A 25,276-nucleotide genomic window follows, 5' to 3' on the forward strand; every position below is an offset into this window, starting at 1 on the left:
GGCCGCACCTCCGCCTCGAAGTCGAACCTCCGTCGGCCGATGGGTCTAGGACCCGGCGGCGAGTGTCAGGACGACCACGCGCCGCTGAACCGTCCCGCTCCCGGAGAGGGCCCGGGCCCTGAGATGATCGGAGGTGTGACCCTCTCCCCGCACCTCGCCCCGACCCCGGTGCCCGCGCGCCCCGCCGGCCCGCTCGCGACCGAGCGGCTGGTGCTGCGGCCCGTCCGGAGCGGGGACCTGCCGGCCGTGACGCGGCTGTGGACCGACCCTGAGGTACGGCGCCACCTCGGCGGTCCCGTGATCGACTCGGTCATCCGGATCCGGCAGCGGCGGATCGTCGGGGCGGCTGGTTTCCACGCGGTGGTCCGGGCCGAGGACAGGGTCCTGCTCGGGCTCGTCACGGTGGAGGCCGAAGGGCGCGGCGGGGAGACGGAGGTCTCGTACCAGTTCCTGCCCGAGCACTGGGGGCGGGGCTACGCGCGCGAAGCCGTCGGCGCGGCCGTGGCGCGGGCGCTGGAGTCCGCGCCGAGCGTGGTCGCGGTCACCCAGGAGGCGAACCACCGCTCCCGCCGGCTCCTGGAGGCCGTCGGCCTGGAGCACGCCGAGTCCTTCGTCGAGTGGGACGCCCACCAGGTGCTCTACCGCCTGTGCCGATGACCCCTCGTCCTACTTCGGTCGCTGCCCGGCCGCCAGTGCCGTCACCGCCCGTTCCAGTCGTGCCGCCCGCGTCTTCGCCGTACGGGCCTGCCAGAGACTGAGGATCACCAGGTAGCGGTCGGTCCTGCCGAGCACCTCGAAGGCCTCCGCCGCGCCCGGCTCCGCCGCCAGGGCCGCCGCCAGGTCGTCCGGCACGGTCGCGTCCTTCTGGGAGGGGTACGCGGCTTCCCACCGGCCGTCCGCCCGGGCCGCCCGCACCTCGGCGAGGCCCGGCTCCCGCATCCGTCCGGCGGCGGTCAGCGCCTCGACCTGGCGCACGTTCACCTGGGACCAGAGGCTGCGGGGCCGGCGCGGGGTGATCTTCTGGAGGTAGCTCCGCTCGTCCCGCGCCATGCGCTTGCCGGTGATCCAGCCGTAGGCGAGCGTGCCGTCGAGGATCTCCTCGGCGCTCGGCGAGGCGAGATCCGAGCCCTTGCGGGCGAGCAGCAGCCAGATGCCGGGGGTGTCCCCGTGGTGCCTTTCCAGCCAGGCCTCCAGCTCAGCCCCGCCGCCGAACGCCATGACCGAAAGCCCCTCGACCGTCTCCACCGGACCCCTCTTCCCCACCGTCGGACATCCCTGGCGACCAAGATATTGACAGTGGCCGGAAGACGGCCGTAACTTGCGTGCAACGTCGTACTAACGCGCGTTACTAAAGCGCGTAACTAAAAGAAGCGGCACCGAGGGGGAAACGACATGGCGGCCGGCAGTCCTCGCAGCGTCACCATGAGTGATGTCGCCCGGCGGGCGGGGGTCTCCCGCACGGCCGTCTCCTTCGTCCTGAACGACCGCCCCGGCGCGGCCATCCCGGACGAGACCAGGCGGCGCATTCTGGCCGCGATCGACGAGCTCGGCTACCGCCCCAACGCGGGCGCCCGCGCCCTCGCCGCCCAGCGCAGCGAGTGGTACGGACTGATCACCGAGATCGTCACCGCGCCCTTCGCCGTCGACGTCATCAAGGGCGCCCAGGACCGTGCCTGGCTCGACCGCAAGTTCCTGCTGATCGCCGCGAGCGAGGGTGACCGCGCCCAGGAGGCCGCCGCCCTCGACAAGCTCCTCGAACAGCGGGTGGAGGGACTGCTCTACGCCACGACCTGGCACCGCGCGGTCACCCTCCCGAAGGCCGCCCACGAGGTCCCCACGGTCCTCGTCAACTGCTACGACGCCGAGGGCGCACTGCCCTCCGTCGTCCCCGACGAGATCGGCGGCGGCCACCGCGCCGCCCGCCGGCTCGTCGAGGCCGGCCACGAGCGCATCGGGTTCATCAACCTCGACCCGGACATCCCCGCCGCCCTCGGCCGCCGCGAGGGCTACGAGCGGGCGCTGCGCGAGGCCGGGCTGCCCCTGGACCCGTCGCTGGTCGTCTCCGGCCACGCGACCGCCGACGGCGGCTACACCGCCGCCTGCGAACTGCTCGACCGTGCCGACCGGCCGACCGCGCTCTTCTGCGGCAACGACCGGATGGCCATGGGCGCGTACGACGCCATCAAGGAACGTGGGCTGCGGATCCCGGACGACGTGGCCGTGGTGGGCTACGACAACCAGGAACTCATCGCCGCCTACCTGCGGCCCAAACTGACCACGCTCGCCCTGCCGTTCGAGGCGATGGGCGCCAAGGGCGTGGACATGCTCGCCGCTCTCGCAGCAGGGCAGCCGCTCGACACCCGCAGGGTGACGGTCGACTGCCCGCTGCTCGAACGCTCGTCGGTCTGACCGCGAATCAGGCCCGTCGAGATCTTCCGTCCCGTCTTCGTCCGGTGTGTTGAAGAGAGGAAAGAGCCACCATTATGACACCCTCCCCTGCCCGCGGCCGCTCCCCGCGGGGGCTCCGCCCCGCCCTCCTGGCGGGCGCCGCGGCGACCGCCCTGCTCCTGACCGGCTGCTCCGGCGGCGCGGGAGCGGCCGGCGCCGGAGACACCTCCGGCAACCAGCTCCTCACCGTTCCCCGCGAGGACATGGGCACCTTCACGCGGAACTTCAACCCCTTCTCCCCGAAGGCCGCGCCCATGACCAAGGAGGCGGTGTACGAACCGCTCATGGTCCACAACCCGGCCGACGGCAAGGACACCCCCTGGCTCGCCACCGCGTGGACCCAGGCGCCCGACGGGAAGTCCGTCGCCTTCACCCTCCGCGAGGGCGTGAAGTGGTCCGACGGCAAGCCCTTCGCCGCCGAGGACGTCGTCTACACCTTCGAGCTCCAGAAGAAGCTGCTCGGCGGATTCGATTACCTGGACAAGGTCACCGCCGACACCCCGCAGAAGGTCACCTTCCACTTCACCAAGCCGTTCTCGCCCTCCCTGTACGAGATCGGCGGGCACTACATCGTCCCGAAGCACATCTGGTCGAAGATCGCCGACCCGGCCAAGGACACCAACGCCACCCCCGTCGGCACCGGCCCGTACACCCAGGTCGACCACTTCCAGAGCCAGTCCTACGAGCTGCGGAAGAACCCCTCGTACTGGCAGCCCGAGAAGCAGCGGATCGCCGGCATACGCCTGCTCGCCTTCTCCGGCAACGACAGCGCCAACCTCGCCTTCACCAACGGCGAGGTCGACTGGACCCAGGCGTTCATCCCCGACATCCAGAAGTCCTTCGTCGCCAAGAACCCGAAGACGAACCACTACTGGTTCCCCACCACCGGCGCGATGATCAACTGGCAGCTGAACACGGCCAAGGCGCCCTTCGACGACCCCGCCCTGCGCAAGGCGCTGAGCCGGGCCGTCGACCGTGCCAAGATCGCCAAGGTCGCCATGAACGGCTACAGCACCCCCGCCGACTGCACCGGCCTGTCGAACGCCTACGACACCTGGCGCGACAAGACCGTCGCCGCCGCCTGCGACTGGACCACGTACGACACCAAGGCCGCCGCCCAAGCCCTCGACGCCGCCGGGTACAAGCTCGGCGCCGGCGGGAAGCGCACCCAGAAGAACGGCAAGCCGCTCACCCTCGACATCTCCGTCGGCTCCGCCTCCTCCGACTGGATCTCGGTCGCCAACATCATCAAGCAGAACCTCGCCGAGGTCGGCGTCACCGCCACCGTGAAGTCCCCGGACTGGTCCGCCGTCGTCTCCTCGTACGAGACGGGCACCTTCGACAGCGGCATCGTGTGGAGCAACAACGGCGCCACACCGTACGAGTTCTACCGCGGCGCCATGGCCACCACCCAGGTCAAGCCGGTCGGCGAGAAGGCCACCGAGAACTACCACCGCTTCGGCGACCCGAAGGCCGACAAGCTCATCGACGCCTTCGCCGCCACCACCGACCCGAAGACCCAGCAGGCCAGGGCGGGCGAGCTGCAGAAGCTGTTCGCCGCCGACGCCCCCGTCGTGCCGCTCTTCCCCGGACCCGAGTGGGGCGCGTACACCGACGCCCGCTTCACCGGCTGGCCGACGAAGGACGACCCGTACGCCACCCTGTCCAACCGGTCCGTGACCACCGTCCTCGTGCTCACCTCCCTCAAGCCCGTCACGGGCTGACCCGCCCCAGGGGGGACGGCCCCCGACGGGCCGTCCCCACCCCGAGAAACGACAGGGAGCAGACCGTGCGTCTCGTCCTGCGCAACCTGGGGTTCTATCTGATCGCCTTCTGGGCCTCCGTCACCCTCAACTTCCTGCTGCCGCGCTTCATGCCCGGAGACCCCGTCTCCCGGATGTTCGCCCAGGCCCAGGGGACGATGCAGCCCGATCAGATCGCCCAGTTGCAGAAACTCTTCGGTCTCGACGACCGCCCGCTGTGGCGCCAGTACGTCGACTACCTCCACAGCGTCGCCACGGGCGACCTCGGCATCTCCATCTCACGCTTCCCGACCCCGGTCTCCGAGGTCATCGGCTCCCAGATCGGCTGGACGCTGCTCCTCGGCCTCACCGCCCTGGTCGTCGCCGCCCTCGTCGGCAACCTCCTCGGCGTCCTCGCCGCCTGGCGCCGGGGCGGGATCCTCGACTCCGCGCTCCCGCCACTGCTGATCTTCGTCGGCTCGTTCCCGTACTTCTGGCTGGCGATGGGCGCCCTCTACCTCTTCGGCGTCACCCTCGGCTGGTTCCCGCTCCGGCACGCGTACGACGTCGGGCTCGAACCCGGCCTCGACGCCGCGTTCCTCGGGAACGTCGCCACCCACCTGGTGCTTCCGGCCCTCACCATCGTGCTCGTCTCGATCGGCGGCTGGATGCTCGGCATGCGCAACACCATGATCGCCACCGCCGCCGAGGACTACATCACCATGGCCGAGGCGAAGGGCCTCAGCCCCGCCCGGATCATGTTCCGGTACGCCGCCCGCAACGCCCTGCTGCCGTCCGTCACCAACTTCGGCATGGCCCTCGGCTTCATGGTGGGCGGCGCCCTCCTCACCGAGGTCGTCTTCGCCTACCCCGGCATCGGCTACCAGCTCCTCGCCTCCGTCCAGGCCCTCGACTACCCGCTGATGCAGGGCATCTTCCTCACCATCACGGCCGCCGTCCTGCTCGCCAACTTCGTCGTCGACCTCATCCACGTCCGCCTCGACCCGCGCGTCCGCGTCCGCTGAGGAGGGAACCCCGCCATGTCCGTCCTCGACACCCCGGACACCGCCACGGCCGTGTCCCACGACCCGCCGCCCCGCCCGCCGGGCACCCCGCGCACCGCCCGCCGGGGGCTCGGGCGCCGCCTCCTCGCCGACCGCAAGGCGCGCGCCGGACTCCTCCTGCTCACCGTCTTCGCGCTGCTCGGCGCGCTCGCCCCGCTCCTCGCACCCGGCGACCCGTCCCTCATCACCGACCTCGGCGCCACCCCGCCCTCCGCCGGCCACTGGCTCGGCACCACCGCCAAGGGCCAGGACGTCCTCGCCCTCACCCTGTGGGGCACCCGCAGCTCGATGCTCGTCGGCTTCACCGTCGGCATCGCCGCCACCCTGGTCGCGCTGCTCGTCGGGCTCGCCTCCGCCTACCTCGGCAAGCTCGTCGATGACCTGCTGACCCTCGTCACCAACGTCTTCCTGCTGCTGCCGGGCCTGCCGCTGCTCGTCATCCTCGCCGCGTTCCTGCCGCCCGGCACCACCACCGTCGTCCTCGTCCTCACCGTCACCGGCTGGGCCGGCTCGGCCCGCGTGCTGCGCGCCCAGGCCACCTCCATCCGGGGCAAGGACTTCGTGGCCGCCGCCGTCGTCACCGGCGAGCGGCCGCTGCGGATCATGTTCCGGGAGATCCTCCCCAACATGGCGTCCGTGGTCATGACCACCCTGCTCGGCTGCGTCATCTTCGGCATCGGCGCCCAGGCGGGCCTGGAGTTCCTCGGCCTCGGCGACGCCTCCGTCGTCAGCTGGGGCACCAACCTCTACTGGGCGGGGAACGACGGCGCCCTGATGACCGGGGCCTGGTGGGCGTTCGTCCCCTCCGGCCTGTGCATCGCGCTCGTCGCCTTCGCGCTCGCCCTCGTCAACTACGCGGTCGACGAGATCACCAACCCGCGCCTGCGATCCCGGCGAAGGAGGAAGCGATGAGCACCGACCCCCTCCTCGACGTACGCGGTCTGCGCGTCGAGTACCAGGGCGACGGCCGCAGCGTCGTCGGCGCCGACGACGTGTCGTTCACCATCGGAGCAGGAGAGATCTTCGGACTCGCCGGCGAATCCGGCTGCGGCAAGTCCACCGTCGCCAACGCCGTCATGCGGCTCCTCAAGCCACCCGCCGAGATCACCGCCGGCTCGGTCACCTTCCGGGGCCGCGACGTCCTCGCCATGGACGCCCGCGAACTGCGCGCCTTCCGCTGGCGGGAGATCGCCATGGTCTTCCAGTCCGCGATGAACTCCCTCAACCCCGTCCTCACCGTCGGCGAACAGCTCGGCGACATCTTCACCACCCACGAGAAGCTGAAGAAGCGGGCCGCCCGCGAGCGCTCCGCCGCACTCCTCGACCTCGTCGGCATCGCCCCCGACCGGCTGAAGGCCTACCCGCACCAGCTTTCCGGCGGCATGCGCCAGCGCGTCGTCATCGCCATGGCCGTCGCCCTCAACCCCTCCCTGCTCATCATGGACGAGCCGACCACCGCGCTCGACGTCGTCGTCCAGCAGGAGATCATGGCCCAGATCCGAGAACTCCAGCAGACGCTCGGCTTCTCCGTCCTCTTCATCACCCACGACATGTCCCTGATGGTCGAGCTGTCGGACCGCATGGGCGTCATGTACGGCGGCCGGCTCGTCGAACTCGCGGACGCCAAGGAGCTGTTCGCGCGGCCCCTCCACCCGTACACCGAAGCGCTGATGAACGCCTTCCCGCCGCTCACCGGGCCGCGCCGGGAACTCACCGGCCTCTTCGACGCCCCGCGCACCGCCGACAGCTGCGGCTTCCACGTCCGCTGCCCCGACGACCGCGCCGACTGCTCCACGAACATCCCGGACCTGCGCCAGGTGGCCCCCGGTCGCTGGGCAGCCCTCACCGAAGGCACCGCCGCATGACCCTTCTCCAGATCCGCGGGCTCACCAAGGACTTCCCGGTCGGCACCGTCTTCTCCCGACGCCGCGTCCGCGCCGTGAACGGCGTCGACCTCGACCTAGCCCCCGGCCGCGTCACCGCCCTCGTCGGCGAGTCCGGCAGCGGCAAGTCCACCATCGCCCGCTGCCTCGCCCGGCTCGAACGGCCCACCTCGGGCCGGATCCTCCTCGACGGCGAGGACGTGCTGCGCACCGAGCGCCGCCGCGCCTCCCGTACGTACCGGGGGAAGGTCCAGATGGTGTTCCAGGACCCGTTCGGCTCCCTCAACCCCGTCCACCGCGTCGAGCACTTCCTCACCCGCGCCCTCGTCCTCCACGGCCACGCGGCCGACCGGGAACGGCTCGCCGCGCTCATGGAGGAGGTCGGCCTGGCACCGGACATGCTCGACTCCTACCCGCACGAACTGTCCGGCGGACAGCGCCAGCGCGTCGCGATCGCCCGCGCCCTCGCCGTCGGGCCGAGCGTCCTCCTCGCCGACGAACCGACCTCCATGCTCGACGTGTCCGTCCGGGTCGGCGTCCTCAACCTGATGCGCCGGCTGCGCGACGAACGCGGCCTGTCCATGCTGTACATCACCCACGACCTGGGCTCGGCCCGCTACCTCGCCGACACCACCGCCGTCATGTTCGCCGGCGAACTCGTCGAGGGCGGTGACGCGCTCGCCGTCATGGACGCCCCCGCCCACCCGTACACCCGGCTGCTGCTCTCCGCCGTGCCCGACCCCGCCCGGCGCACCGGCTACGACAAGGCCGAGCGCGCCAGGCTGCGGGCCGCCGTCCTGGAGCCCGCGTCCTGCCCGTACGACGACGGCACCTGCAGCGCCACCACCCCGGTACGCCACACCGTCGGCGAGGACGGAGGGCAGCCCCACTGGGTGCGCTGCCACCTCTACGCGCCCGCCCACGAGATCGCCCACCGCGTGCTCCAGACCGCGTACTCCCCGGAAGCCGAGAACACCGCCGCATGACACACGACCTCATCGCCCCCGCCGTTGCAGAGGGCCTCGCCGAGCGGGCCTTCCGCGACCCGCACCGGCCCCGCTTCCACTTCACGTCCCCCGGCGGCTGGCTCAACGACCCCAACGGGCTCAGCCACTGGAACGGCGTCTACCACCTCTTCTACCAGTACAACCCGCTCGCCCCCGCCCACCACCGCATCCACTGGGGCCACGCCACCTCCACCGACCTCGTCACCTGGACCGACGAGCCCGTCGCCCTCGTCCCCGGCACCACCGGACCCGACCGCGACGGCTGCTGGTCCGGCGTCCTCGTCGACGACGGGGGAGTGCCCACGCTCGTCTACTCGGGCCGGCACGGCGAGCGCGAACTGCCCTGCGTCGCCACCGGCAGCCCCGACCTGCGGCACTGGACGAAGGACCCCGGCAACCCGGTGATCGCCGCACCCCCGGCGGGCGTCGACATCACCGCGTACCGCGACCACTGCGTGTGGAAGGAGGGCGACACCTGGCGCCAGCTCGTCGGCTCGGGCATCCGCGGCGAGGGTGGCACGGCCTTTCTGTACGAGTCCCACGATCTGCGCCGGTGGCGTTACGTCGGCCCGCTCCTGACCGGCGACGCGAGCCGGGGCACCGCCGCCGACCCCGACTGGACCGGCACCATGTGGGAGTGCGTCGACCTCTTCCGGGTGGGCGGCACCGACGTCCTCGCCTTCTCCGCCTGGGACCGGGGAGCCACCCACCACCCGCTCTACTGGACGGGCCGCTACGAAGGCGACCGCTTCGAGCCGACCGCCCTGCACCGCCTCGACTACGGGCAGAACTACTTCTACGCGCCCCAGTCGACACGCGACGCGCACGGCCGCCGCATCATGTTCGGCTGGCTCCAGGAAGGCCGCGGCGAGGAGGCCACCGCACGCGCCGGCTGGTCCGGGGTCATGTCCCTGCCGCGCCTCGTCACCCTCGGCCCCGACGGCGCCCTCGCCCAGGCCCCCGTGCCCGAACTGGAGCGGCTGCGCCGCGACCACGTGCACCTCGGGCCCTTCGAGGGGGACGCCGACCTGGACGCCGTCCGCGGGGACCAGCTCGACCTGGAGGCGACCCTGCGCCTCGCCCCCGGTGCAGCGGTACGGCTCGGAGTCCGGGAGACCCCGGACGGCGCCGAGCGGACCGTCATCGAGATCGCGCGCGACCCCTCCGGCGCCTCGGGCACCCTGCGCCTCCACCGCGAGGCGAGCAGCCTGGACCCGGACGTCGACACCGCACCCCGCCACGGCGCCCTGCCCCTCGGCCCGGACGGCACGGTCGAACTCCGCGTCCTCGTCGACCACTCCGCCCTGGAGATCTTCGCCAACGGCCGCGCCCTCGCCGCCCGCGTCTACCCGACCCGCCCCGACGAGGCGACCGGCGTCTCGCTCAGCGCCACCGGCCGCGCGACCGTCACCCGCCTCGACGCCTGGCACATGGCCCCGATCGAGACGGCCCCGCGTCCGCTCTGGCCCTGACGGACCCCCGGTGCCGGGCCCGCGCCCTGCTCTGGTCCTGACGGCCCTGCCGGTGCCGGCCCGCGCCCGGCACTGGCCCTGACGACCCTGCCGGTGCCGGCCCGCGCCCGGCACCGGCCTTGACGACTCTCCCGGTGCCGGGCGGCCCGCGCCCGGCACCGGCCCCCTTTTCTTTCGTACAGGCGCCACCCCACCGCCGAGGAGGCCCCCATGCGTATCCCCGAGCTCCCCCTCCACCGCCGCACCCTGCTCCAGGCCGGCGCACTCGCCCTCCTGCCCGCCCTCGCCGCACCCCGCACCGCGGAGGCCGCCCCCGCACGCCGTCGCCGGACCGCGACGCTCCCCGAGGCCGTCACCTCGCCGCTCCCCGACCCCCTCCCGTACCGGGGGAGTTGGCAGCGCACCCCCGACGGCGGGCAGCGTGCCTCCGCCGCCTCCGGCACCGCGCTCGCCGTGACCGAGCACCGGATCGGCGCCCGCGCCGGGTGCTCCGTCCGGATCGCGGCCGATCCGGCCACCCCGCACGCCCGGGGCGGGCTCGTCCTGCGGGCCGCGGCCGATGGCTCCACCGGCTACGCCGTCCTCCTGGAACCCGCCGACGGTCAGGTCGAGCTCGTCGACATCGCGAGCGGCACCACCCTCGCCTCCGGCGGCAACGGACCCGGTACGACCCTCGACGTCACCGTCGACGGGCCCGCCCTCACCGTCCACGTCGACGGCGAGCAGGTCCTCACCACCGTCGACCCCCGCCACACCGCCGGTCACGTCGGCCTGCTCGCCGACGGCGGCACGGTCACCTTCGGGCCTCCCCGGGCCTGGTCCGTCACCACCGACCTGAGCGGCTGGACCGGCAGCGGCACCTGGACCCCCACCCCCCTGGGGCTCACCGGCGCCGCACCCGACGGCGCCAACATCCGTACGATCGCGGCCGACGAGGCGTACGACACCTCCGTCCAGGCGGACGTCGTCGTCCACGACCCGTACGCCGTCGCCGCCCTCCTCGTCCGCGCCGACGCCACCGGCACCCGGGGCTACGCCGTCGAGGCCGACCCCAACCTGGGCCGCCTCCGCCTCTACCGCGTGGACGGCGACGTCACCCTCGCCACCCACGCCACCACGATCACCCCCGGCACCGTCCACCGCCTGCGCGTCGAGGCCGAGGGCCGCCGCCTCCGCGTCCACTGGCAGAGCGACTTCCTCCGCCCCGACGGCTACGCCCCCATCATCGACACCGAGGACCCCGCGCCCGCCCCGCACCTCTCCGGCCGCCCCGGGCTCCTCGCCTACAACGGACGGGTCTCCTTCGAGAACATCACCACCGCCGGGCCGCCCGCCGAACTCCCGGGCGCCACCACCCTCTCCGGCACCTGGACCCGCGACCTCAAGGGCCTGCGCGGGAACGACGGGCTGCGCACCGCCCCCGCCCCGGCCGGCACCGACCTCGTCGTCTCCGCCGACGTGCAGCTCTCCGGGGCGCAGGCGGCCGGGCTCCTCGTCCGCGGCCACGAGCTCCTCCTGGACACCGCGACCGGCTCGATACGGCTCCTCGACCACGGGAGCCGTGCCGTCCTCGCCACCGCGCAGCCGCCCGTCCGTCCGATCGCGGCGGGAACCCCGTACCGCGTCGAAGTCCACCTCGTCGGCGGCGAGTTCACCGTGTACGTGGACGGGGTGGACGCCTTGCGCGCTCCTGCCGCCGCCACCGGCGACACCGTCGGGCTCGTCGCGGCCGGCGGCACCGCCTACTTCCAGGACGTGTACGCCGCCGACGCGCGCGACCACTACACCGAGCCGTACCGCCCCGCCGTCCACCACTCGCCGCGCTCCGGACCGGGCAGCGACCCCAACGGGCTCGTGCACCTCGACGGGGAGTACCACCTCTTCCACCAGGCCGAGGGCCGCTGGGCGCACGCCGTCTCCACCGACCTCCTCCACTGGCGCGCGCTGCCGATCGCCCTCGACTGGAACGAGTACGGCCACCGCTGGTCCGGCTCGGCCGTCGCCGATCCCGGCGACGCCTCCGGCCTGTTCGACGGCGGCTCAGGACTCATCGCCTACTACACGAGCTACCACCCCGACAAGACCGGCGGAAACCAGGCGGTCCGCGCCGCCTACAGCACCGACCGGGGCCGCTCCTGGCAGCCGTACGGAGGCCCCGAGCCGCTCGTCGGCAACCCCGGCGGCCCGGACGGCGGCTGGGACTTCCGCGATCCGAAGGTGGTCCGGGACGAGGCCCGCGACCAGTGGGTCATGGTGGTGTCTGGCGGCGACCACGTGCGCTTCTTCACCTCCCGGGACCTCCTCCACTGGGCACACACCAGCTCCTTCGGCTACGGGGACTGGGTGGCCGGCGGCGGGGTCTGGGAGTGCCCCGACCTCTTCCCGCTCCCGGTCGACGGCGACCCCGCCCGGACGGTCTGGATCCTCACCTTCAGCACCGGCGCCGTCCGCTCCACCGACGGCTCCACCGCCCGCCACCTCACCGGCGACTGGAACGGCACCTCCTTCACCGCTCACCAGGCCCCGGGCCCGGCCCCGCGCAGCGACCACGGCCGTGACTTCTACGCGGCCATCACCTTCGCGGACCTGCCCGACGCGCGCCGGGTCTGGCTCGGCTGGACCACCAACTGGGACTACCCGTTCAGCGCCCCCACCCACCCGTGGAACGGCCAGCACTCGATTCCCCGTGAACTCACCCTCGCCGACGGCGCGGACGGTCCCGTCCTGCGCCAGTGGCCCGTCGCCGAACTGGCCACGCTGCGCACGGACACGACCGTACGGAGGGACCTCACGGCCGCACCCGGCGCGCCCGACCCCTGCGCCGGCCTGACGGGCACCACGTACGACCTGGAGGCCGCACTCGTACTGCCGCCGGCCGGCGCCGCGACCGGCTTCGCCTTCCATCTGCGGGCGAAGGACGGGCAGGCCACCCTCGTCGGCTACGACGCCGTCCGCGAACGCCTCTTCGTCGACCGCACCACCTCCGGACGCACCGACTTCACCCGCTGGTTCGCCGGCCGCACCGAGGCCCCGCTCACGGCCGTCCCGGCCGCCGACGGCAGCCGGACGGTCCGGCTGCGGATCCTCGTCGACTCCTCCTCCGTGGAGGCCTTCGGCGGCGTCGGCGAGGCCGTCGTCACCAGCCTGGTCCTGCCCGACCCCGACGCCGGAGGGATCGCCTTCACCGCCGAGGGCGGCACGGTCCGGATCGCCGAACTCGCCGTCCACCGCCTCGCCTCCACCTGCCGCCTCGGCGAGACGCTCCCCGCCCTGCCCGAGCCCCCGCCGCCCGGGGAGTTCCGCACGGACCTCGGCACCCTCACCACCGTCCCCGCCGGCCGCTGGGATGCCACGGGCGCCGGGCACACCGGGGTCTTCGACCGCGACAGCGACGCGATGTCCACCCGCCGCTTCGCCGACCTCGAACTCACCACCCTGCTCCGGCTCGGCGGCCCCGACGGCACGAGAGGAGCCGCCTCACTGATCTGGCGGGCCTCCGCCGACGGCGCCGACGGGTACGTCCTCAACGTCGACCCCGACCTCCGTGCCGTCCGCCTCGTCGTCAGGCGCGGCGGCTCCTTCGACGACGCGGCCGCCCTCGCCCGGGTCCCCGCGCTCGTCCGGCACGGCGCCACGTACGATCTGCGGATCGTCCACCAGGGCACCCGCATCCAGGTCTTCCTCGACGAGAACCGGATCATCGACCTCAACGACCCGGCGGGCACCTACACCGACGGCCACGTCGGCCTCAACGTCTTCGGCGGCCGGGCAGGCTACCAGGACACCTACGCCAAGGAGCTCTGACCCATGACCATCCTGGTGATCGGCGAGTGCGTCGCCGACATCGTGCGCGGCGCCGACGGGACCGAACGGATCCACCCGGGCGGCAGCCCCGCCAACGTCGCCTACGGCCTCGCCCGCCTCGGCCGGGACGTCACTCTGCTCACCCAGCTCGCCGACGACCCCACCGGCCGGCTGATCGCGGACCACCTGAAGGGCGCTGGCGTACGGGTGGAGGTCGGCGGCGCTCCCGTACGCACCCCGTCGGCGGTCGTCGCGCTCGACGCGCACGGCGGGGCCTCGTACACCTTCGACATCGCCTGGACCCTGGAGACCGGGGAGCTCCTCGGGGACCGGCCCGTCCATGTGCACATCGGCTCGATCGCCGCCGTCACCGCCCCCGGCGCGGCCACCGTCCTCGCCCAGGTCGAGCGGTTCCGCGACCGGGCCACGGTCAGCTACGACCCCAACGTGCGGCCCGAACTGATGGGGGAGCACGCCGAGGCCGTCGCCCGCGTCGAGCGCTGCGTCGGACTGAGCGACCTGGTGAAGGCGAGCGACGAGGACCTGGCCTGGCTGTACCCCGGCGAGGAGCCGGAGGCGGTCGCCGCCCGCTGGCTGGCGCTCGGCCCGGCCGTCGTCCTGGTCACCAGGGGCGCGGCCGGATCGCTCGCCTTCACCGGCCGGGAGACGATCACCTCGGAGGCGCCGCAGGTCACCGTCGTCGACACGGTCGGCGCGGGCGACTCCTTCATGTCCGCCGTCCTCGACGTCCTCGCCAGGCGGGAGACCTTCGACGGGCTCGGCGCCGAGTACCTCGCGAGGCTGCTGTGCAGGGCGAGCGCGGCGGCGGCCGTCACCGTCTCCCGGGCCGGTGCCCAGCCGCCCGACCGGGCCGAACTGGACGCGGCCGGGGACCGGTTCACCTTCAGGTGCGGGCGTGTGAGGTGATGTCCGCCGCGAACTGCTCGACCATCTCCGGCGTGACGGTCGGCCGGCACTCGGCGATGGCCTCCAGGTAGTCCGCCGTGGTCGCCCCGGGCGCCCGGTCGTCCCCGCCGCGCCCGCCGACCGCGACCAGGTCACGCTCGAAGGAGGCCTGGGCGGCGATCCGGGCCGCGTGCTCGATGTCGGCGGGCGTGAACAGCTCGCTCGCGAGCACCAGCTCGTCGATGTCGACGTCCGTCCGCCCCTCGGTGTACCGGGCCCAGATGGCGGCACGGGCCGCCTTGTCCGGCGTACCGATCGGGATGAGGTAGTCGAAGCGGCCGGGGCGCAGGAACGCCGGGTCGAGGGAGCGGATCGAGTTGGTCGCGCAGACGAGCAGCCGCTCGTCCCGCTCCCGGAAGCCCGGTATCAGCTTCAGGAGTTCGTTCGTCACCCCGTGCATGCCACCGGGCTGGGCGGGCTCGGAGCGGACCGGGGCGATCTCCTCGACCTCGTCGATGAAGACCAGGACCCGCTCCAGCTCGGCGATCCGCGCGAACGCCGACCGCAGCGCGGCCGCGAGGTTGCCCTCGTCGGCGAGGCGGGACGGCAGGATCTCCACGAAGGGCCAGCCGAGCCGGGAGGCGATGCCGCGCGCGAAGGTGGTCTTGCCGGTGCCGGGCGGGCCGAACAGACAGACCGCACGCGGCGGTCGGACCCCGTGCCGGGTGGCGCGCTCCGGCTCGGCCAGGGGCAGGACCACCCGGCGCTCGATCAGGTCCTTCTCCCGCTCCATGCCGGCGACCTTCGCCCACAGGTCGCCCGGGAGCAGCCGGCCGCCCAGGTCGTCCAGGAGACCAGCGGCGGGGCCGTGCAGCGGCTCCACCTTCTCGAAGTACGCGACGGCCGGCTGGCGCGTGTACCCGGCGTTCAGCAGGCCCTCGCCGAGGAGTTCCTCCTCCGGCAGGACGTACGCGATGCGCCCGACGCGGGCCGCGACGAGCCGCCGCTCCAGCTCCACGAGCAGGGCGCTGGCGAGGCCGCGGCCGCGCCAGGCCGAGGAGATCGCGATCCGCATGACCCAGGCCCGCTCGCCGGAGACACAGGCGAGCGCCGCCCCGATGGGGGCGCCCTGGTGCACGGCGACGACGGCCGGCTGACGGGTGGTGAGGGCGCCGATGCACTCGGCGAGCGAGAAGACGGACTCCTGCCCGAGCTCGGCGGTGGTGTCGATCAGATGGACGACGGCGGCGAGATCGCTCTCGCGGTAGTCGTGGATGTGCCAGTTCACCGGCGGTTCCGCCCCTCGTTCGTGCTGTCGCTTCCCGTGCGGCGAGGCTAGGCGGGCCCGCGGGGGCCGGTCGTGCGCCATCCTGCACAAGGCGGCGCGGAGAAACGCGCCGAACCGGCACTGGGCAGGAAACGGGTGCGGCCCCCGGAGGACAACTCCGGGGGCCGCGCGCGTGAGCGGGTCCTTCAGCAGGCGGGGACCGTCAGTAGGCCGGGGCCAGCTTCGGGTTCGGGCCGTGCGCGTTCTGGTGCTGCTCGCCGTCGGTGGCGAGGAACACGATGAGGATGATGCCGCCGACCAGCGGAATCAGTCCGAACAGGAGCGCCCAGCCGGAGCGGCCGGTGTCGTGCAGGCGGCGGACGGCCACGCCCAGGTACGGCAGGAGCACGGCGAGGAAGTAGATTCCCGTCAGCAGCGGGTAGGTGCCGATCGCCGAGTCAACGATCGCGAGGACGAACAGCGCGATCACGTTGAACAGGTAGAACATCCAGAATTCCTTGCGGCGCGCTCGGCCGCTGAACACCGCGTACTTCTTGAGAACGTCGAGGTACCAGTTCACTTTGTCCCCCCAAGGACTGGGTATGCGAGCGGGAGCCTGTCCCTGTGGAGCAAGCTTTACGCAGAACTTATGTGGCTGAAACCACGTGGGTCAATTCGTTACCGGGTGGTTGCTGTTCACACACAGAACACGGTGAACGGCGGCACCTCCGGGGGTGGAGGTGCCGCCGTTCCGGGAGAGGATCAACGGTGGTCGAGGAGAGGGAGTGTCAGAACGTCACGCCCTTGTCTTGATCAGGTCCTTCTCTTGCTCATGAGCAGTCCGCCGGCCGTCAGCGAGAACAGGCAGACGCACGCACCGGTGATCACATTGCTGAGGATCGTGCCCGTGTCGGGGTTCCGCGAGACCACCCAGGGCGAGACGATCAGCCACGCGCCCATCAACAGGACGACGAAGTTGAGGTCCTGCGACCGCTCGGGGGCCATCGACATGCAGAGGCCGAGCACGGCAAGGGAGATGCCGACGATCAAGTTGCTGATGGCGAGTTCCGGCCGGGCGGCAGCGAAGTGGACCGTGTAGGCGGAGATCGCGGTCCATACGCCGGCGAGGATCACGAGCTCCTCGACAGCTGCGACACCTCGGGTCTGGAGCATGCGGGCGTAACGGTCCCGCATTTCCGACGCGTCGGGGTGTCCCGCGATATCACCGGGACGGTGAGAGAGGTCGGCCATGCGACTCGCCTCCTTCTGGCGTCATGCATGTCAGGCCGCATCGCGGCAATCGCGCCGCTGCTTCATTGTGCGCTTATCTGGCCTTTATGTGTAGGTCTGTCCGATAAGGGATGCGCACAGAAAAAGGACCACGAATGTGCAGGGATCCACCAAAAGGCGATTTCCGTTCAACAAAAATTCAATGCAAGGCTGAACGGTACTTGGTATTGATATGCGCGGGTGGGGGCGCGGCAGAGTGGGCAGTGGCGTGGGCGGTGGCGCGTGCCGCCCCGGCGTAGCCTGGAACTGGACTCGGGGATCGGACCCTTTCCACCGCCGGGAGTGCGCGATGGCCGGCATCGTACGAAAGAGCTTCGACTCAGCGGACGAGACGCGTCCCTTCGAGGAAGGCAAAGGCAGGCTCGACCTGCTCATCGGCGACGGCGGCTCGGTCGGCCGCGCCGTCTTCGAACCGGGCTGGCAGTGGTCCAAGCACGTCAAGCCCATCGCCGGCACCGACAGCTGTCAGGCCTCCCATGTCGGCTATGTGGTCAGCGGCCGCATCAAGGTCGTCATGGACGACGGCGAGACGGCCGAGTTCGGCGCGGGCGACTACATGGAGGTCAAGCCGGGCCACGACGCCTGGGTGCTCGGCGACGAACCCTGCGTGACCCTCGACTGGCTCGGCTTCACGAACTACGCCCTGCCGCAGCCCTCCTGACGCCCTCTCGGCTACCCGTACGCGTCGGTGACGCAGTCGGCGGCGCAGCGCCCGTGCTCGAAGCGGCGGCGGAGCGCCGCCGCCGCGTGCCGTCGCTCCACTCCCGCGTAGCCGTACCGCTCCTCGGTCATCCGCATCACCGCCTCGACGGTGACGATCGCCGGCTCGCCCTCACCGGCGGCCCGGCGGGCCGCCGCGATCGCGTGGTCGGCCGCGCGCTGGAGGTCCCGGGCGTACTCCCGCTGGGCGAAGGACTGCGCCCGCGCGGCGGCGAACGGTCGCACGGACCGGCCCTTCCGGACCACGCCCGCGGTGATGAGACCCGCGCCGAGCAGGACGACGAGCGCCCCCACGGCGGCATCGAAGCCCCATCTCATCGCCGGCCGCCTTCCCCCGGGACCCGCGGGTCCTGTACGAGCCTCCGAGTCTAGGGGCCGGGGGCTGCCACCCATGGTATTGACACGTGTAAGTAGGCGGTGACAGGCTCCTTTCCTCGGCCCCGTGTGCCCGCGCAGAAGGAGCAGCACCCCATGAGCACCATCGTCACCACCGCCCGAGGACCCGTACGCGGCGAGCGCCGTGCGGACGGCAACCTGCGTTTCCTGGGCATCCCGTACGCGCAGCCGCCGGTGGGTGATCTGCGGTTCGCCGCCCCGGTGCCGCCGGAGGCCTGGTCGGAGCCGCTGGACGCGACGGCGTACGGGCCCACGGCCCAGCGTCGCCCGTTCGCGGAGGTCACGACCATTCCGGAGCCCTCGATCCCGGGTGCGGGGGTGCTGAACCTGAACGTGTTCACGCCGGCGGCGGACCCGGAGGCCGGTCTGCCGGTCCTGGTCTGGATCCACGGCGGGGGATACGTGGCGGGTTCGGCGGCGAGCCCTTGGTACGACGGGGCCTCGTTCAACCGGGACGGCGTCGTCCTGGTGTCGGTCGGCTACCGGCTGGGGATCGAGGGGTTCCTGCACCTGGAGGGCGCGCCCGACAACCGGGGCGTACGGGACTGGATCGCGGCCCTGGAGTGGGTGCGGGACAACATCGCGGCCTTCGGCGGCGACCCCGCCAAGGTCACCATCGCCGGTCAGTCGGCGGGCGGCGGCGCCGTGCAGACCCTGCTCGCCGTCCCGTCGGCACAGGGACTCTTCCGGGGCGCACTCTCCGTCTCCGGCGCGGTCATGCGACCCGACGGGCCCGAGGTCGCCCGCGCCGCGGCCCGGCTGTTCACCTCCCGCACCGGCGTCCCGGCCACCGTCGCCGCCCTGCGTGACCTGACCGACGACGAACTCCTCGACCTCCAGGACCGTCTGGGCGAGCCCGGACCGGACCGCGAGGGCCTGCCGCCGATGCTGGCCCTCGCCCCCTTCGCCGACGGCGAGCTGATCCCCGTACCCGTCCTGGACGCCCTGACGGCGGGCGAGGCGGGCGCGGACGTGCCGCTGATGCTCGGCTTCACCGAGGACGAGTTCACGATGATCCCGGCGCCGGGCCCCGAGGGCCCGCCGCTGCCCGTCCTCCTCGGCGGACTCGGCCTGAACCCCGCCAGGGTCGACGACTTCGCCGCGGCGTATGCGGCGGGCGGTGAGGAGCGGTACTTCGGCCAGGCGCTGACGGACACCGTCTTCCGCGCCCCGAACCTCACCGTCGCGGACGCGCGCGCCGCGCGTGAACGCCCCACCTGGCTCTACGAGTTCCGCTGGCAGTCCCCGGCCCTCGGCCTCGCCTTCCACTGCCTGGACCTGCCCTTCGCCTTCGACCTCCTCGACGCCGAGGGCGTCGCCGCGGTCGCCGGGGACACGCCGCCGCGCGCGCTCGCCGACGCGATGCACCGGGCCTGGGTCGCCTTCGTCACCGACCAGGATCCGGGCGCCGACTGGCCGCGCTACACGTCGGCGGAGCGCGCCACGAAGATCTGGGACGCGGAGCCCCGGACGGCCGCGGACCCCGTGCACCGGGTCCGCGCACTCTGGCTCGACTGAACGGGGAGGGGCGCCCGGGCCACCGTCCACGGCCGCGTCCTGCGCACGACCCCTCGTCGTCCGCGGGCGCGGCGGTCTGGCCGAGCGTCCGGCCGCTGCGGACCGAGCGGGCCCGTCTCGGGTCCGGGGTGCCGAAGGACCGCCGGGCCGGATGCGCCGACATCGCGCCCCCGGACGTCCGGGCGCGTCGATAGCATCGCGCTCAGCCACCGCACCCGCCACGGACGGATCGGAACGCCCCATGCTGAAGGACTTCGCCGAGCTCTCCACGCCGCTGATCGCGGACGCCTGCGTACGGCTCGGGGAACCGCTGCGGGCCGCGCCCGCCGGCATCCTGCCCGTCGTCACCGGGCAGCGCGTCGCCGGCCGGGTGCTGCCCGCCCGCCACTACGGAAGCGTCGACGTCTTCCTGGAGGCCTTCACGGCGGCCGCACCCGGCGACGTCCTCGTCATCGACAACGCGGGCCGCCGCGACGAGGCCTGCATCGGCGACCTCGCCGTTCTGGAGGCCGAAGCGGCGGGCGTCGCCGGGGTCGTCGTCTGGGGGCTGCACCGGGACACCCCGGACCTGGTGGAGATCGGACTGCCCGTCTTCTCGTACGGACGCCACGCGCCCGGCCCCGTGCGCCTCGACGACCGGGACCCGGACGCGCTGACCACCGCGCGGTTCGGCGACCACGAGGTGACCGCCGCCGACGTGGTGTTCGGCGACGACGACGGCGTGGTCTTAGTGGCGGCCGAACGCGCCGACGCCGTCCTGGAGGCCGCCCGGGCCCTCTTCCGCACCGAGCGGGAGCAGGCCCGCCGGATCAGGGCGGGGGAGACCCTGCGCGAGCAGACCCGGTTCGACGACTACCTCGCGGGCCGCGCCGAGGACCCCGCGTACACCTTCCGCCGCTATCTGCGCCGGATCGGCGGCGCGATCGAGGAGTGACGCCCCTTCTGCCCGTCAGCCCTCGAAGCCGACCGTGCCGTCCGGCAGGATCGCCTCCACGCGCGCGCCGTGCTCCACGGTCCGGCTGACCGTGCAGAACTTCTCGTGCGTGAGGCGCACTCCCCGGGCGAACACCTCGGCCGCCTTGGGGTTGTTGTCCGGCAGGTCGAACTCGTAGCTCACCCGGATCCGGCCCAGTCGGCCTTCGTCCTCGGGCCCCGACACCGACTCCACCACGATCCGCAGGTCGTCGTGGTCCACGGCCCGGGCCGTCCGGTCGATCACGAGGCCGCCGCAGCCGCCCATCGCCGCGAGCAGCAACTCGACCGGGGTGAACGAGGGCTGCGCGTCCGCGTCGTCGGCGGCGGCCATCAGGACCTCCGCGCCCCGGTCGTTGCGGGCGGTCCAGTTCCGGTACCCGGTGCGGACGGTCTCGATCCGGTAGTCGGCCATGGCGGCGAAGCTCCTTCGTTCACGTGCGTGTCCCCGTACGGTACGCGCCGGGTCCGCGCGCGTCGGTGCGGGCGCGGACGACGGTGCCCCAGGCCTCGGACACCGCACCCCAGACCGCGCGGAGTTCCGGATCCGCCTCCCGTACCGACGCGACCGCGGCCGCCGGGTCGATGCCCGCCGGGCGGAGGTGCTCGTCGTCGGCGGCCGCCCTCCCGAGGATCTCCGAGGAAGGGCCGGCGCGGGAGCCCTCGGGGAGCCGTGCGTGAGCACATCTGAGTAGCGGGGGACGGGCAGCTGAGTACGCCGACCGATCCGGCGGCCGCCGCCCGCTGATGGACTGGGGTCATGACCTTCGACGCCCGGCGCGCCCGCCGCCTCCAGCACGTCACCGCCACCGGCTCGGCCCTCGCGGTGGCCCTCGGCCCGCTGGTCCTCGGTGCGCTGCTCGCCAAGTCGGTCGGCGGGGACCCGATGGCCTCCGTCAACGCCCTCATCGCCGGCGGCGGCCAGCGCGCCCGTCTCTCCCGCGCCCAGCTCCGGACGGGAGCCCGGCTCCGGCCCGTCGTCCGACTCGGGCGCGGCCGTGCGCGCCTGCGGAGTGGCGGGTCCGTCGCGCGACTCGGCAGGCGGCGCGGGTCCGTCGTGCGACCCGGCTCAGGCGCGCGGCCTGCGCGCCAGGAGGAAGGCCTGCGGCGTCTTCTCCCCGAGGTCCGGCTCCCGTACCAGGCGGGCCGACTCGGCCAGCCCCGCCGCCGACAGCAGGGCGGCCAGACGGTCGGGTGACCAGCGGTACACGTCGAGCGTGACCTCGTGCCCGTAGGCCCGGTCGAGCCGGACCCGCTCGTCGCCCACCTTGAAGGCGACCAGCGCGTACCCGCCCGGCGCGAGGACCCGGTGGAACTCGGCGAAGGAGGCCACGAGTTCGTCCTCGGGCATGTGGACGGTCGAGTACCAGGAGAGGACCCCGCCGAGCGAGGCGTCGGGCAGGTCGAGCGCGGTCATGGACCCCACCTCGAAGCGCAGCCCCGGGTAGGTGTCCGCGGCGACCGTGATCATCCCGGGCGACAGGTCCACGCCGAAGACGTCGGCGCCGAGGTCGCGCAGGTGGGAGGTCACCCGTCCCGTCCCGCACCCCAGGTCGCCGATCACGCGTGGGCCCTCGGTCGTCGCCACCTTCTCCACGAAGCCGGAGATCATCGCCCGGTCCAGCGGCGTCGTCGCCAATTGATCGGCGAGCAGCCGCTCGTAGTCGACGGCGACGGTGTCGTACGAGCGGCGGGTGGCGGTGATGTGCGCGGCTTCGGTCATGGCGCGACCCTACGACGGCGCCTCCCGCACTTCCCCGCAGGACCTCCCCACAAGACGTCCACTTCCGAACGGCTCCCGGACGTCCCCCACATACGCGATGATCGTCGCCTCTGAGGGAAGTACTCGGCAGTAGTAAGCCGGGTTCACGGCGAAAGGGCACACCGAATGGCGAGGCGGCACCCCGCGCGGGACGAGCACCACACGAGCGGCACCGGGGACGGGAACCCGGAGCGCGTGAGCGAAGCCGGCATCGGACGGCGCCGGTTCCTCGGGTACGTCCTGGCCGCCCCCACCCTGACCGTCGCCGCCCAGCTCGGTGCCGAGGTCCTCGCACCCCGTGAGGCCGCGGCCCTCATCCCCTCGCTGCCGGGACCGGCCGAACTCCTCGACCTCAACGAGCTGCTCACGCTCGCCGCCCTGCCCACCAGCAACCTCATCACCATCCGCGTCGACGCCGACGGCACGGCCCACTTCGCCCTGCCCCGCGCCGAGGTCGGCCAGGGCGTCACCACCTCCAGCGCCATGATCGTCGCGGAGGAGCTCGACCTGCCCCTGGACAAGGTGAAGGTCACCCTGGCCGACGCCCGCCCCGAGCTGCTCTTCAACCAGCTCACCGGCGGCTCCAACACCACCTACTCCACCTACACCCCGATCCGGGTCGCCGCCGCCCTCGCCCGGGCCCGGCTGCTGCACGCCGCCTCCCTCGTCCTCGGCGAGGCCGTCGAGACCCTCACCACGAAGGCCGGCACCGTCCTCTCCCCGGCCGGCGCGCTCCTCGGCTACGGCGAACTGGCCGTGAAGGCCGCCGCCGTCACCGACGCGGCGGTGGAGGTCACGCTCAAGGACCCGGACGGCTTCCGTGTCATCGGCACCGCCCAGCGGCGCGTGGACGCCCTCGAAGCGGTCACCGGGCGCAAGAAGTTCGCCATGGACCTCCAGGTCCCCGACGCACTGCCCACCATGGTCTGCCGTCCGCCCACCATCAACGGCAGGGTCCGCTCCGTGGCCAACCTCGCCGAGGTCCGGGCCATGCCCGGCATCACCGACGTCGTCACCGTCTCCACCGGCGTCGCCGTCCGCGGCCGCACCTTCGGCCAGTGCGTCGACGCCGTCCGCGCCCTCCGCGTCGACTGGGGGCCCGGCACCGCCGAGGGCGCCTCCGACGCCACGATCCTGGAGAAGCTCCGCCGGGCCGAACTCCCGCTCGTCGTCCCGCCGCTGCCGCTCCTCACCAAGGCGGTCGACGCCCGCTTCACCTTCCACTTCGCCAGCAACGCCGCCCTGGAGACCAACTGCGCGATCGCCGACGTGCGGGAGGACTCCGCGGAGATCTGGGCCTCGCTCAAGGCGCCGATCGTCGCCCAGGAGCAGATCGCCCTCAAGCTCGGCCTGCCGCCCACCGCCGTCCGCGTCCACGTCACCGAGGGCGGCGGCTCCTTCGGCCGGAAGCTGTTCTCCGACGCCGCCCACGAGGCCGCGGAGATCTCGAAGGCCCTCGGCAAGCCCGTGAAGCTGATGTGGCACCGCACCGACGACTTCCGGCAGGGTCGTACGCACCCGATGTCCACCTCCCGGGTGCGGGCCACGTACTCGCTGGGCGAGGTCCTCACGTACGAGCAGCGCCACACCTCCGTGGCCACCGACTTCGGGCACGGCGTCGGCGAGGTCCTGACGGCGGAGGCGGCGCGGCTGCCCGTCGCCGACGCCACCTTCTCCGAGACGATGTTCCAGCTCACCCAGATCAGCCCCTACCACCTCGGCGTCACCACCCAGCTCCTCGCCGAGACGGACAAGGGCTTCAACACCGGCTCCATGCGCAACATCTACTCGCCCAACGTCCGCTGCGCCCAGGAACTCGTCATGGACGAACTGGCCAGGAAGACGGGCCAGGACGGGTACGCGATGCGGCGCAAGCTGCTCAAGGACGCGCGGGCCCGCGCCGTCCTCGACAAGGTCGCCGAGGTGGGGGAGTGGGGCCGGAGCATGCCGGCCGGCACGGGCCAGGGCATCGCCGTGCACACCGAGTACCACTCCGCCGTCGCGATCCTCGCCGAGATCGACTGCCGGCCCGAGACCACCGGACGGAAGATCCCGGGCGCGTACACCGGACCGCGGGTGACCAGGATCGTCTGCGCCGTGGACGTCGGCCTCGCGGTCAACCCGCGCGGCCTGGAAGCCCAGATGATGGGCGGCATCGCCGACGGCATCGCCATCACCCTGACCTCCGGACTCCACCTGAGCGACGGGCACTTCCTCGAAGGCAGCTGGGACCAGTACTTCTACACCCGGCAGTGGAACACCCCGCCCGAGCTCGAGATCATCGTGATGCCCCCGAGCGGCGACAAGCCGGGCGGCGCGGGCGAGCTCGCCGTCGCCGGCGCCATGGCCGCCGTCGCCTGCGCCTACGGCCGGGCCACCGGCACGATGCCGACGGTCTTCCCCGTCAACCACGCCGAGCCGCTCGCCTTCACGCCCCTGCCGACCGTCCCGCCCGTCCCGGCCTCGCCCACCGACGGCCGCGACCGCACCATCTGAGACCTGGAGCCCCCGTGCCGCAGCACACCTTCATCCTGAACGGCAAGGCCGTCACCGCCGACGTCGAGGGCGACGTCCGGCTCCTCTGGGTCCTCCGGGACGTCCTCGGCGTCACCGGCCCCAAGTACGGCTGCGGGGTCGGCGTCTGCCGGGCCTGTACGAGCCACCTCAACGGCAAGGCGTTCACGCCCTGCGCCGTGCGTGTCGACGACGTGGCCCCGACCGACGAGATCACCACCATCGAGGGCCTCCCCGACACCGTCGGCGCCGAACTCCACCCGATGCAGGAGGCCTGGCTCGACCTCGACGTCGCCCAGTGCGGCTTCTGCCAGCCGGGCCAGATCATGGCCGCGGTCGCCACCGTCCGCAAGGCGCGCGAGGCCGGGCGCGAGGTCACCGAGGCCGACCTCGACACGATCCGCAACATCTGCCGGTGCGGCACCTACCACCGCATCCGGCAGGCCGTCCTGGAGGGCGCCCGCCGGATGGAGTGAGATGGGTGTGAGATTGGTTCGCACCACGAAGGTAT

22 protein-coding genes are annotated in these 25,276 nt (G+C 72.8%); 15 read left to right on the forward strand and 7 right to left on the reverse strand.

The annotated features are described in order from the left end of the window. Nucleotides 1–135 precede the first annotated feature (135 nt). Nucleotides 136–657, forward strand: coding sequence for a GNAT family N-acetyltransferase (locus AC07AW_RS30340; RefSeq protein WP_478818649.1), 522 nt, complete (start codon nt 136–138; stop codon nt 655–657). A 9-nt stretch (nt 658–666) separates the two neighbouring features. Here AC07AW_RS30340 and AC07AW_RS30345 read toward each other — a convergent pair whose 3' ends face one another. Next, nucleotides 667–1,218 carry a YdeI/OmpD-associated family protein gene (locus AC07AW_RS30345; protein WP_478818928.1) on the reverse strand — a complete coding sequence of 184 codons (552 nt, stop codon included), beginning with the start codon at nt 1,216–1,218 and terminating at the stop codon, nt 667–669. Between the two features lie 204 nt (nt 1,219–1,422). Here AC07AW_RS30345 and AC07AW_RS30350 point away from each other — a divergent pair, with 204 nt between their 5' ends. The 9 genes from AC07AW_RS30350 to AC07AW_RS30390 all read left to right on the forward strand — a co-directional run bounded on the left by AC07AW_RS30350 (nt 1,423) and on the right by AC07AW_RS30390 (nt 14,347). Continuing rightward, on the forward strand, nt 1,423–2,409 hold the full coding sequence (locus tag AC07AW_RS30350; protein WP_478818650.1) for a LacI family DNA-binding transcriptional regulator: 987 nt from the start codon (nt 1,423–1,425) through the stop codon (nt 2,407–2,409). Between the two features lie 74 nt (nt 2,410–2,483). Then, on the forward strand, nt 2,484–4,172 hold the full coding sequence (locus AC07AW_RS30355) for an ABC transporter substrate-binding protein (RefSeq protein ID WP_478818651.1): 1,689 nt from the start codon (nt 2,484–2,486) through the stop codon (nt 4,170–4,172). Nucleotides 4,173–4,237: 65 nt separating this feature from the next. Beyond that, nucleotides 4,238–5,215 carry an ABC transporter permease gene (locus tag AC07AW_RS30360; RefSeq protein WP_478818652.1) on the forward strand — a complete coding sequence of 326 codons (978 nt, stop codon included), beginning with the start codon at nt 4,238–4,240 and terminating at the stop codon, nt 5,213–5,215. Between the two features lie 15 nt (nt 5,216–5,230). Further along, on the forward strand, nt 5,231–6,166 hold the full coding sequence (locus tag AC07AW_RS30365; protein ID WP_478818653.1) for an ABC transporter permease: 936 nt from the start codon (nt 5,231–5,233) through the stop codon (nt 6,164–6,166). Further along, on the forward strand, nt 6,163–7,119 hold the full coding sequence (locus tag AC07AW_RS30370) for an ABC transporter ATP-binding protein (RefSeq protein ID WP_478818654.1): 957 nt from the start codon (nt 6,163–6,165) through the stop codon (nt 7,117–7,119). The genes AC07AW_RS30365 and AC07AW_RS30370 overlap by 4 nt, the downstream gene beginning before the upstream one ends. Then, complete coding sequence (locus AC07AW_RS30375) at nt 7,116–8,123, forward strand: ABC transporter ATP-binding protein (RefSeq protein ID WP_478818655.1); 1,008 nt, start codon at nt 7,116–7,118, stop codon at nt 8,121–8,123. The genes AC07AW_RS30370 and AC07AW_RS30375 overlap by 4 nt, the downstream gene beginning before the upstream one ends. Next, nucleotides 8,120–9,616, forward strand: a complete 1,497-nt coding sequence (locus AC07AW_RS30380; protein WP_478818656.1) for a glycoside hydrolase family 32 protein — start codon at nt 8,120–8,122, stop codon at nt 9,614–9,616. The genes AC07AW_RS30375 and AC07AW_RS30380 overlap by 4 nt, the downstream gene beginning before the upstream one ends. Before the next feature lie 210 nt (nt 9,617–9,826). Then, a complete protein-coding gene (locus tag AC07AW_RS30385) occupies nt 9,827–13,420 on the forward strand; it encodes a glycoside hydrolase family 32 protein (RefSeq protein ID WP_478818657.1) in 3,594 nt (1,197 codons plus the stop codon). Between the two features lie 3 nt (nt 13,421–13,423). Then, nucleotides 13,424–14,347 (forward strand): carbohydrate kinase family protein, encoded by a 924-nt coding sequence (locus AC07AW_RS30390; RefSeq protein ID WP_478818658.1) that lies wholly within the window; start codon nt 13,424–13,426, stop codon nt 14,345–14,347. Here AC07AW_RS30390 and AC07AW_RS30395 read toward each other — a convergent pair. The 3 genes from AC07AW_RS30395 to AC07AW_RS30405 all read right to left on the reverse strand — a co-directional run bounded on the left by AC07AW_RS30395 (nt 14,325) and on the right by AC07AW_RS30405 (nt 16,844). Beyond that, entirely contained in the window at nt 14,325–15,614 is a 1,290-nt protein-coding gene (locus AC07AW_RS30395; protein ID WP_478818659.1) for an ATP-binding protein, read from the reverse strand. The two genes, AC07AW_RS30390 and AC07AW_RS30395, sit on opposite strands and share 23 nt — an antisense overlap. 202 nt (nt 15,615–15,816) lie before the next feature. Next, nucleotides 15,817–16,173, reverse strand: coding sequence for a DUF805 domain-containing protein (locus tag AC07AW_RS30400; protein ID WP_478818660.1), 357 nt, complete (start codon nt 16,171–16,173; stop codon nt 15,817–15,819). 233 nt (nt 16,174–16,406) lie between these two features. Beyond that, nucleotides 16,407–16,844: an SPW repeat protein gene (locus AC07AW_RS30405; RefSeq protein WP_478818661.1), complete on the reverse strand. Its 438-nt coding sequence runs from the start codon at nt 16,842–16,844 to the stop codon at nt 16,407–16,409. 328 nt (nt 16,845–17,172) lie between these two features. On the opposite strand from AC07AW_RS30405, the gene AC07AW_RS30410 reads away from it, so the two are divergent. Further along, a complete protein-coding gene (locus AC07AW_RS30410; RefSeq protein WP_478818662.1) occupies nt 17,173–17,544 on the forward strand; it encodes a cupin domain-containing protein in 372 nt (123 codons plus the stop codon). Nucleotides 17,545–17,555: 11 nt separating this feature from the next. On the opposite strand, the gene AC07AW_RS30415 is transcribed toward AC07AW_RS30410, so the two are convergent. Next, nucleotides 17,556–17,921: a hypothetical protein gene (locus AC07AW_RS30415; RefSeq protein ID WP_478818663.1), complete on the reverse strand. Its 366-nt coding sequence runs from the start codon at nt 17,919–17,921 to the stop codon at nt 17,556–17,558. Nucleotides 17,922–18,074: 153 nt separating this feature from the next. Here AC07AW_RS30415 and AC07AW_RS30420 point away from each other — a divergent pair, with 153 nt between their 5' ends. Then, nucleotides 18,075–19,517, forward strand: coding sequence for a carboxylesterase/lipase family protein (locus tag AC07AW_RS30420; protein WP_478818664.1), 1,443 nt, complete (start codon nt 18,075–18,077; stop codon nt 19,515–19,517). 241 nt (nt 19,518–19,758) lie between these two features. Further along, nucleotides 19,759–20,451 carry an RraA family protein gene (locus AC07AW_RS30425; RefSeq protein WP_478818665.1) on the forward strand — a complete coding sequence of 231 codons (693 nt, stop codon included), beginning with the start codon at nt 19,759–19,761 and terminating at the stop codon, nt 20,449–20,451. Nucleotides 20,452–20,466: 15 nt separating this feature from the next. Here AC07AW_RS30425 and AC07AW_RS30430 read toward each other — a convergent pair whose 3' ends face one another. Together AC07AW_RS30430 and AC07AW_RS30435 are read right to left on the reverse strand one after the other, a co-directional pair. After that, complete coding sequence (locus tag AC07AW_RS30430) at nt 20,467–20,904, reverse strand: OsmC family protein (protein ID WP_478818666.1); 438 nt, start codon at nt 20,902–20,904, stop codon at nt 20,467–20,469. A 654-nt stretch (nt 20,905–21,558) separates the two neighbouring features. Beyond that, on the reverse strand, nt 21,559–22,212 hold the full coding sequence (locus AC07AW_RS30435) for a class I SAM-dependent methyltransferase (RefSeq protein WP_478818667.1): 654 nt from the start codon (nt 22,210–22,212) through the stop codon (nt 21,559–21,561). 165 nt (nt 22,213–22,377) lie between these two features. On the opposite strand from AC07AW_RS30435, the gene AC07AW_RS30440 reads away from it, so the two are divergent. Beyond that, nucleotides 22,378–24,747: a molybdopterin cofactor-binding domain-containing protein gene (locus tag AC07AW_RS30440; protein WP_478818668.1), complete on the forward strand. Its 2,370-nt coding sequence runs from the start codon at nt 22,378–22,380 to the stop codon at nt 24,745–24,747. Between the two features lie 14 nt (nt 24,748–24,761). After that, nucleotides 24,762–25,241: a (2Fe-2S)-binding protein gene (locus AC07AW_RS30445; protein WP_116163013.1), complete on the forward strand. Its 480-nt coding sequence runs from the start codon at nt 24,762–24,764 to the stop codon at nt 25,239–25,241. Nucleotides 25,242–25,276 lie beyond the last annotated feature (35 nt).

The sequence above is a fragment of the Streptomyces sp. NPDC044003 genome, from assembly GCF_056435185.1.

Coding starts and splice junctions, on each gene's coding strand:
- AC07AW_RS30425 (WP_478818665.1), top strand. CDS start 19,759: ATGCTGAAGGACTTCGCCGAGCTCTCCACGCCGCTGATCGCGGACGCC.
- AC07AW_RS30435 (WP_478818667.1), bottom strand. CDS start 22,212: ATGACCGAAGCCGCGCACATCACCGCCACCCGCCGCTCGTACGACACC.
- AC07AW_RS30390 (WP_478818658.1), top strand. CDS start 13,424: ATGACCATCCTGGTGATCGGCGAGTGCGTCGCCGACATCGTGCGCGGC.
- AC07AW_RS30420 (WP_478818664.1), top strand. CDS start 18,075: ATGAGCACCATCGTCACCACCGCCCGAGGACCCGTACGCGGCGAGCGC.
- AC07AW_RS30365 (WP_478818653.1), top strand. CDS start 5,231: ATGTCCGTCCTCGACACCCCGGACACCGCCACGGCCGTGTCCCACGAC.
- AC07AW_RS30380 (WP_478818656.1), top strand. CDS start 8,120: ATGACACACGACCTCATCGCCCCCGCCGTTGCAGAGGGCCTCGCCGAG.
- AC07AW_RS30345 (WP_478818928.1), bottom strand. CDS start 1,218: ATGGCGTTCGGCGGCGGGGCTGAGCTGGAGGCCTGGCTGGAAAGGCAC.
- AC07AW_RS30430 (WP_478818666.1), bottom strand. CDS start 20,904: ATGGCCGACTACCGGATCGAGACCGTCCGCACCGGGTACCGGAACTGG.
- AC07AW_RS30370 (WP_478818654.1), top strand. CDS start 6,163: ATGAGCACCGACCCCCTCCTCGACGTACGCGGTCTGCGCGTCGAGTAC.
- AC07AW_RS30440 (WP_478818668.1), top strand. CDS start 22,378: ATGGCGAGGCGGCACCCCGCGCGGGACGAGCACCACACGAGCGGCACC.
- AC07AW_RS30415 (WP_478818663.1), bottom strand. CDS start 17,921: ATGAGATGGGGCTTCGATGCCGCCGTGGGGGCGCTCGTCGTCCTGCTC.
- AC07AW_RS30405 (WP_478818661.1), bottom strand. CDS start 16,844: ATGGCCGACCTCTCTCACCGTCCCGGTGATATCGCGGGACACCCCGAC.
- AC07AW_RS30350 (WP_478818650.1), top strand. CDS start 1,423: ATGAGTGATGTCGCCCGGCGGGCGGGGGTCTCCCGCACGGCCGTCTCC.
- AC07AW_RS30375 (WP_478818655.1), top strand. CDS start 7,116: ATGACCCTTCTCCAGATCCGCGGGCTCACCAAGGACTTCCCGGTCGGC.
- AC07AW_RS30355 (WP_478818651.1), top strand. CDS start 2,484: ATGACACCCTCCCCTGCCCGCGGCCGCTCCCCGCGGGGGCTCCGCCCC.
- AC07AW_RS30385 (WP_478818657.1), top strand. CDS start 9,827: ATGCGTATCCCCGAGCTCCCCCTCCACCGCCGCACCCTGCTCCAGGCC.
- AC07AW_RS30410 (WP_478818662.1), top strand. CDS start 17,173: ATGGCCGGCATCGTACGAAAGAGCTTCGACTCAGCGGACGAGACGCGT.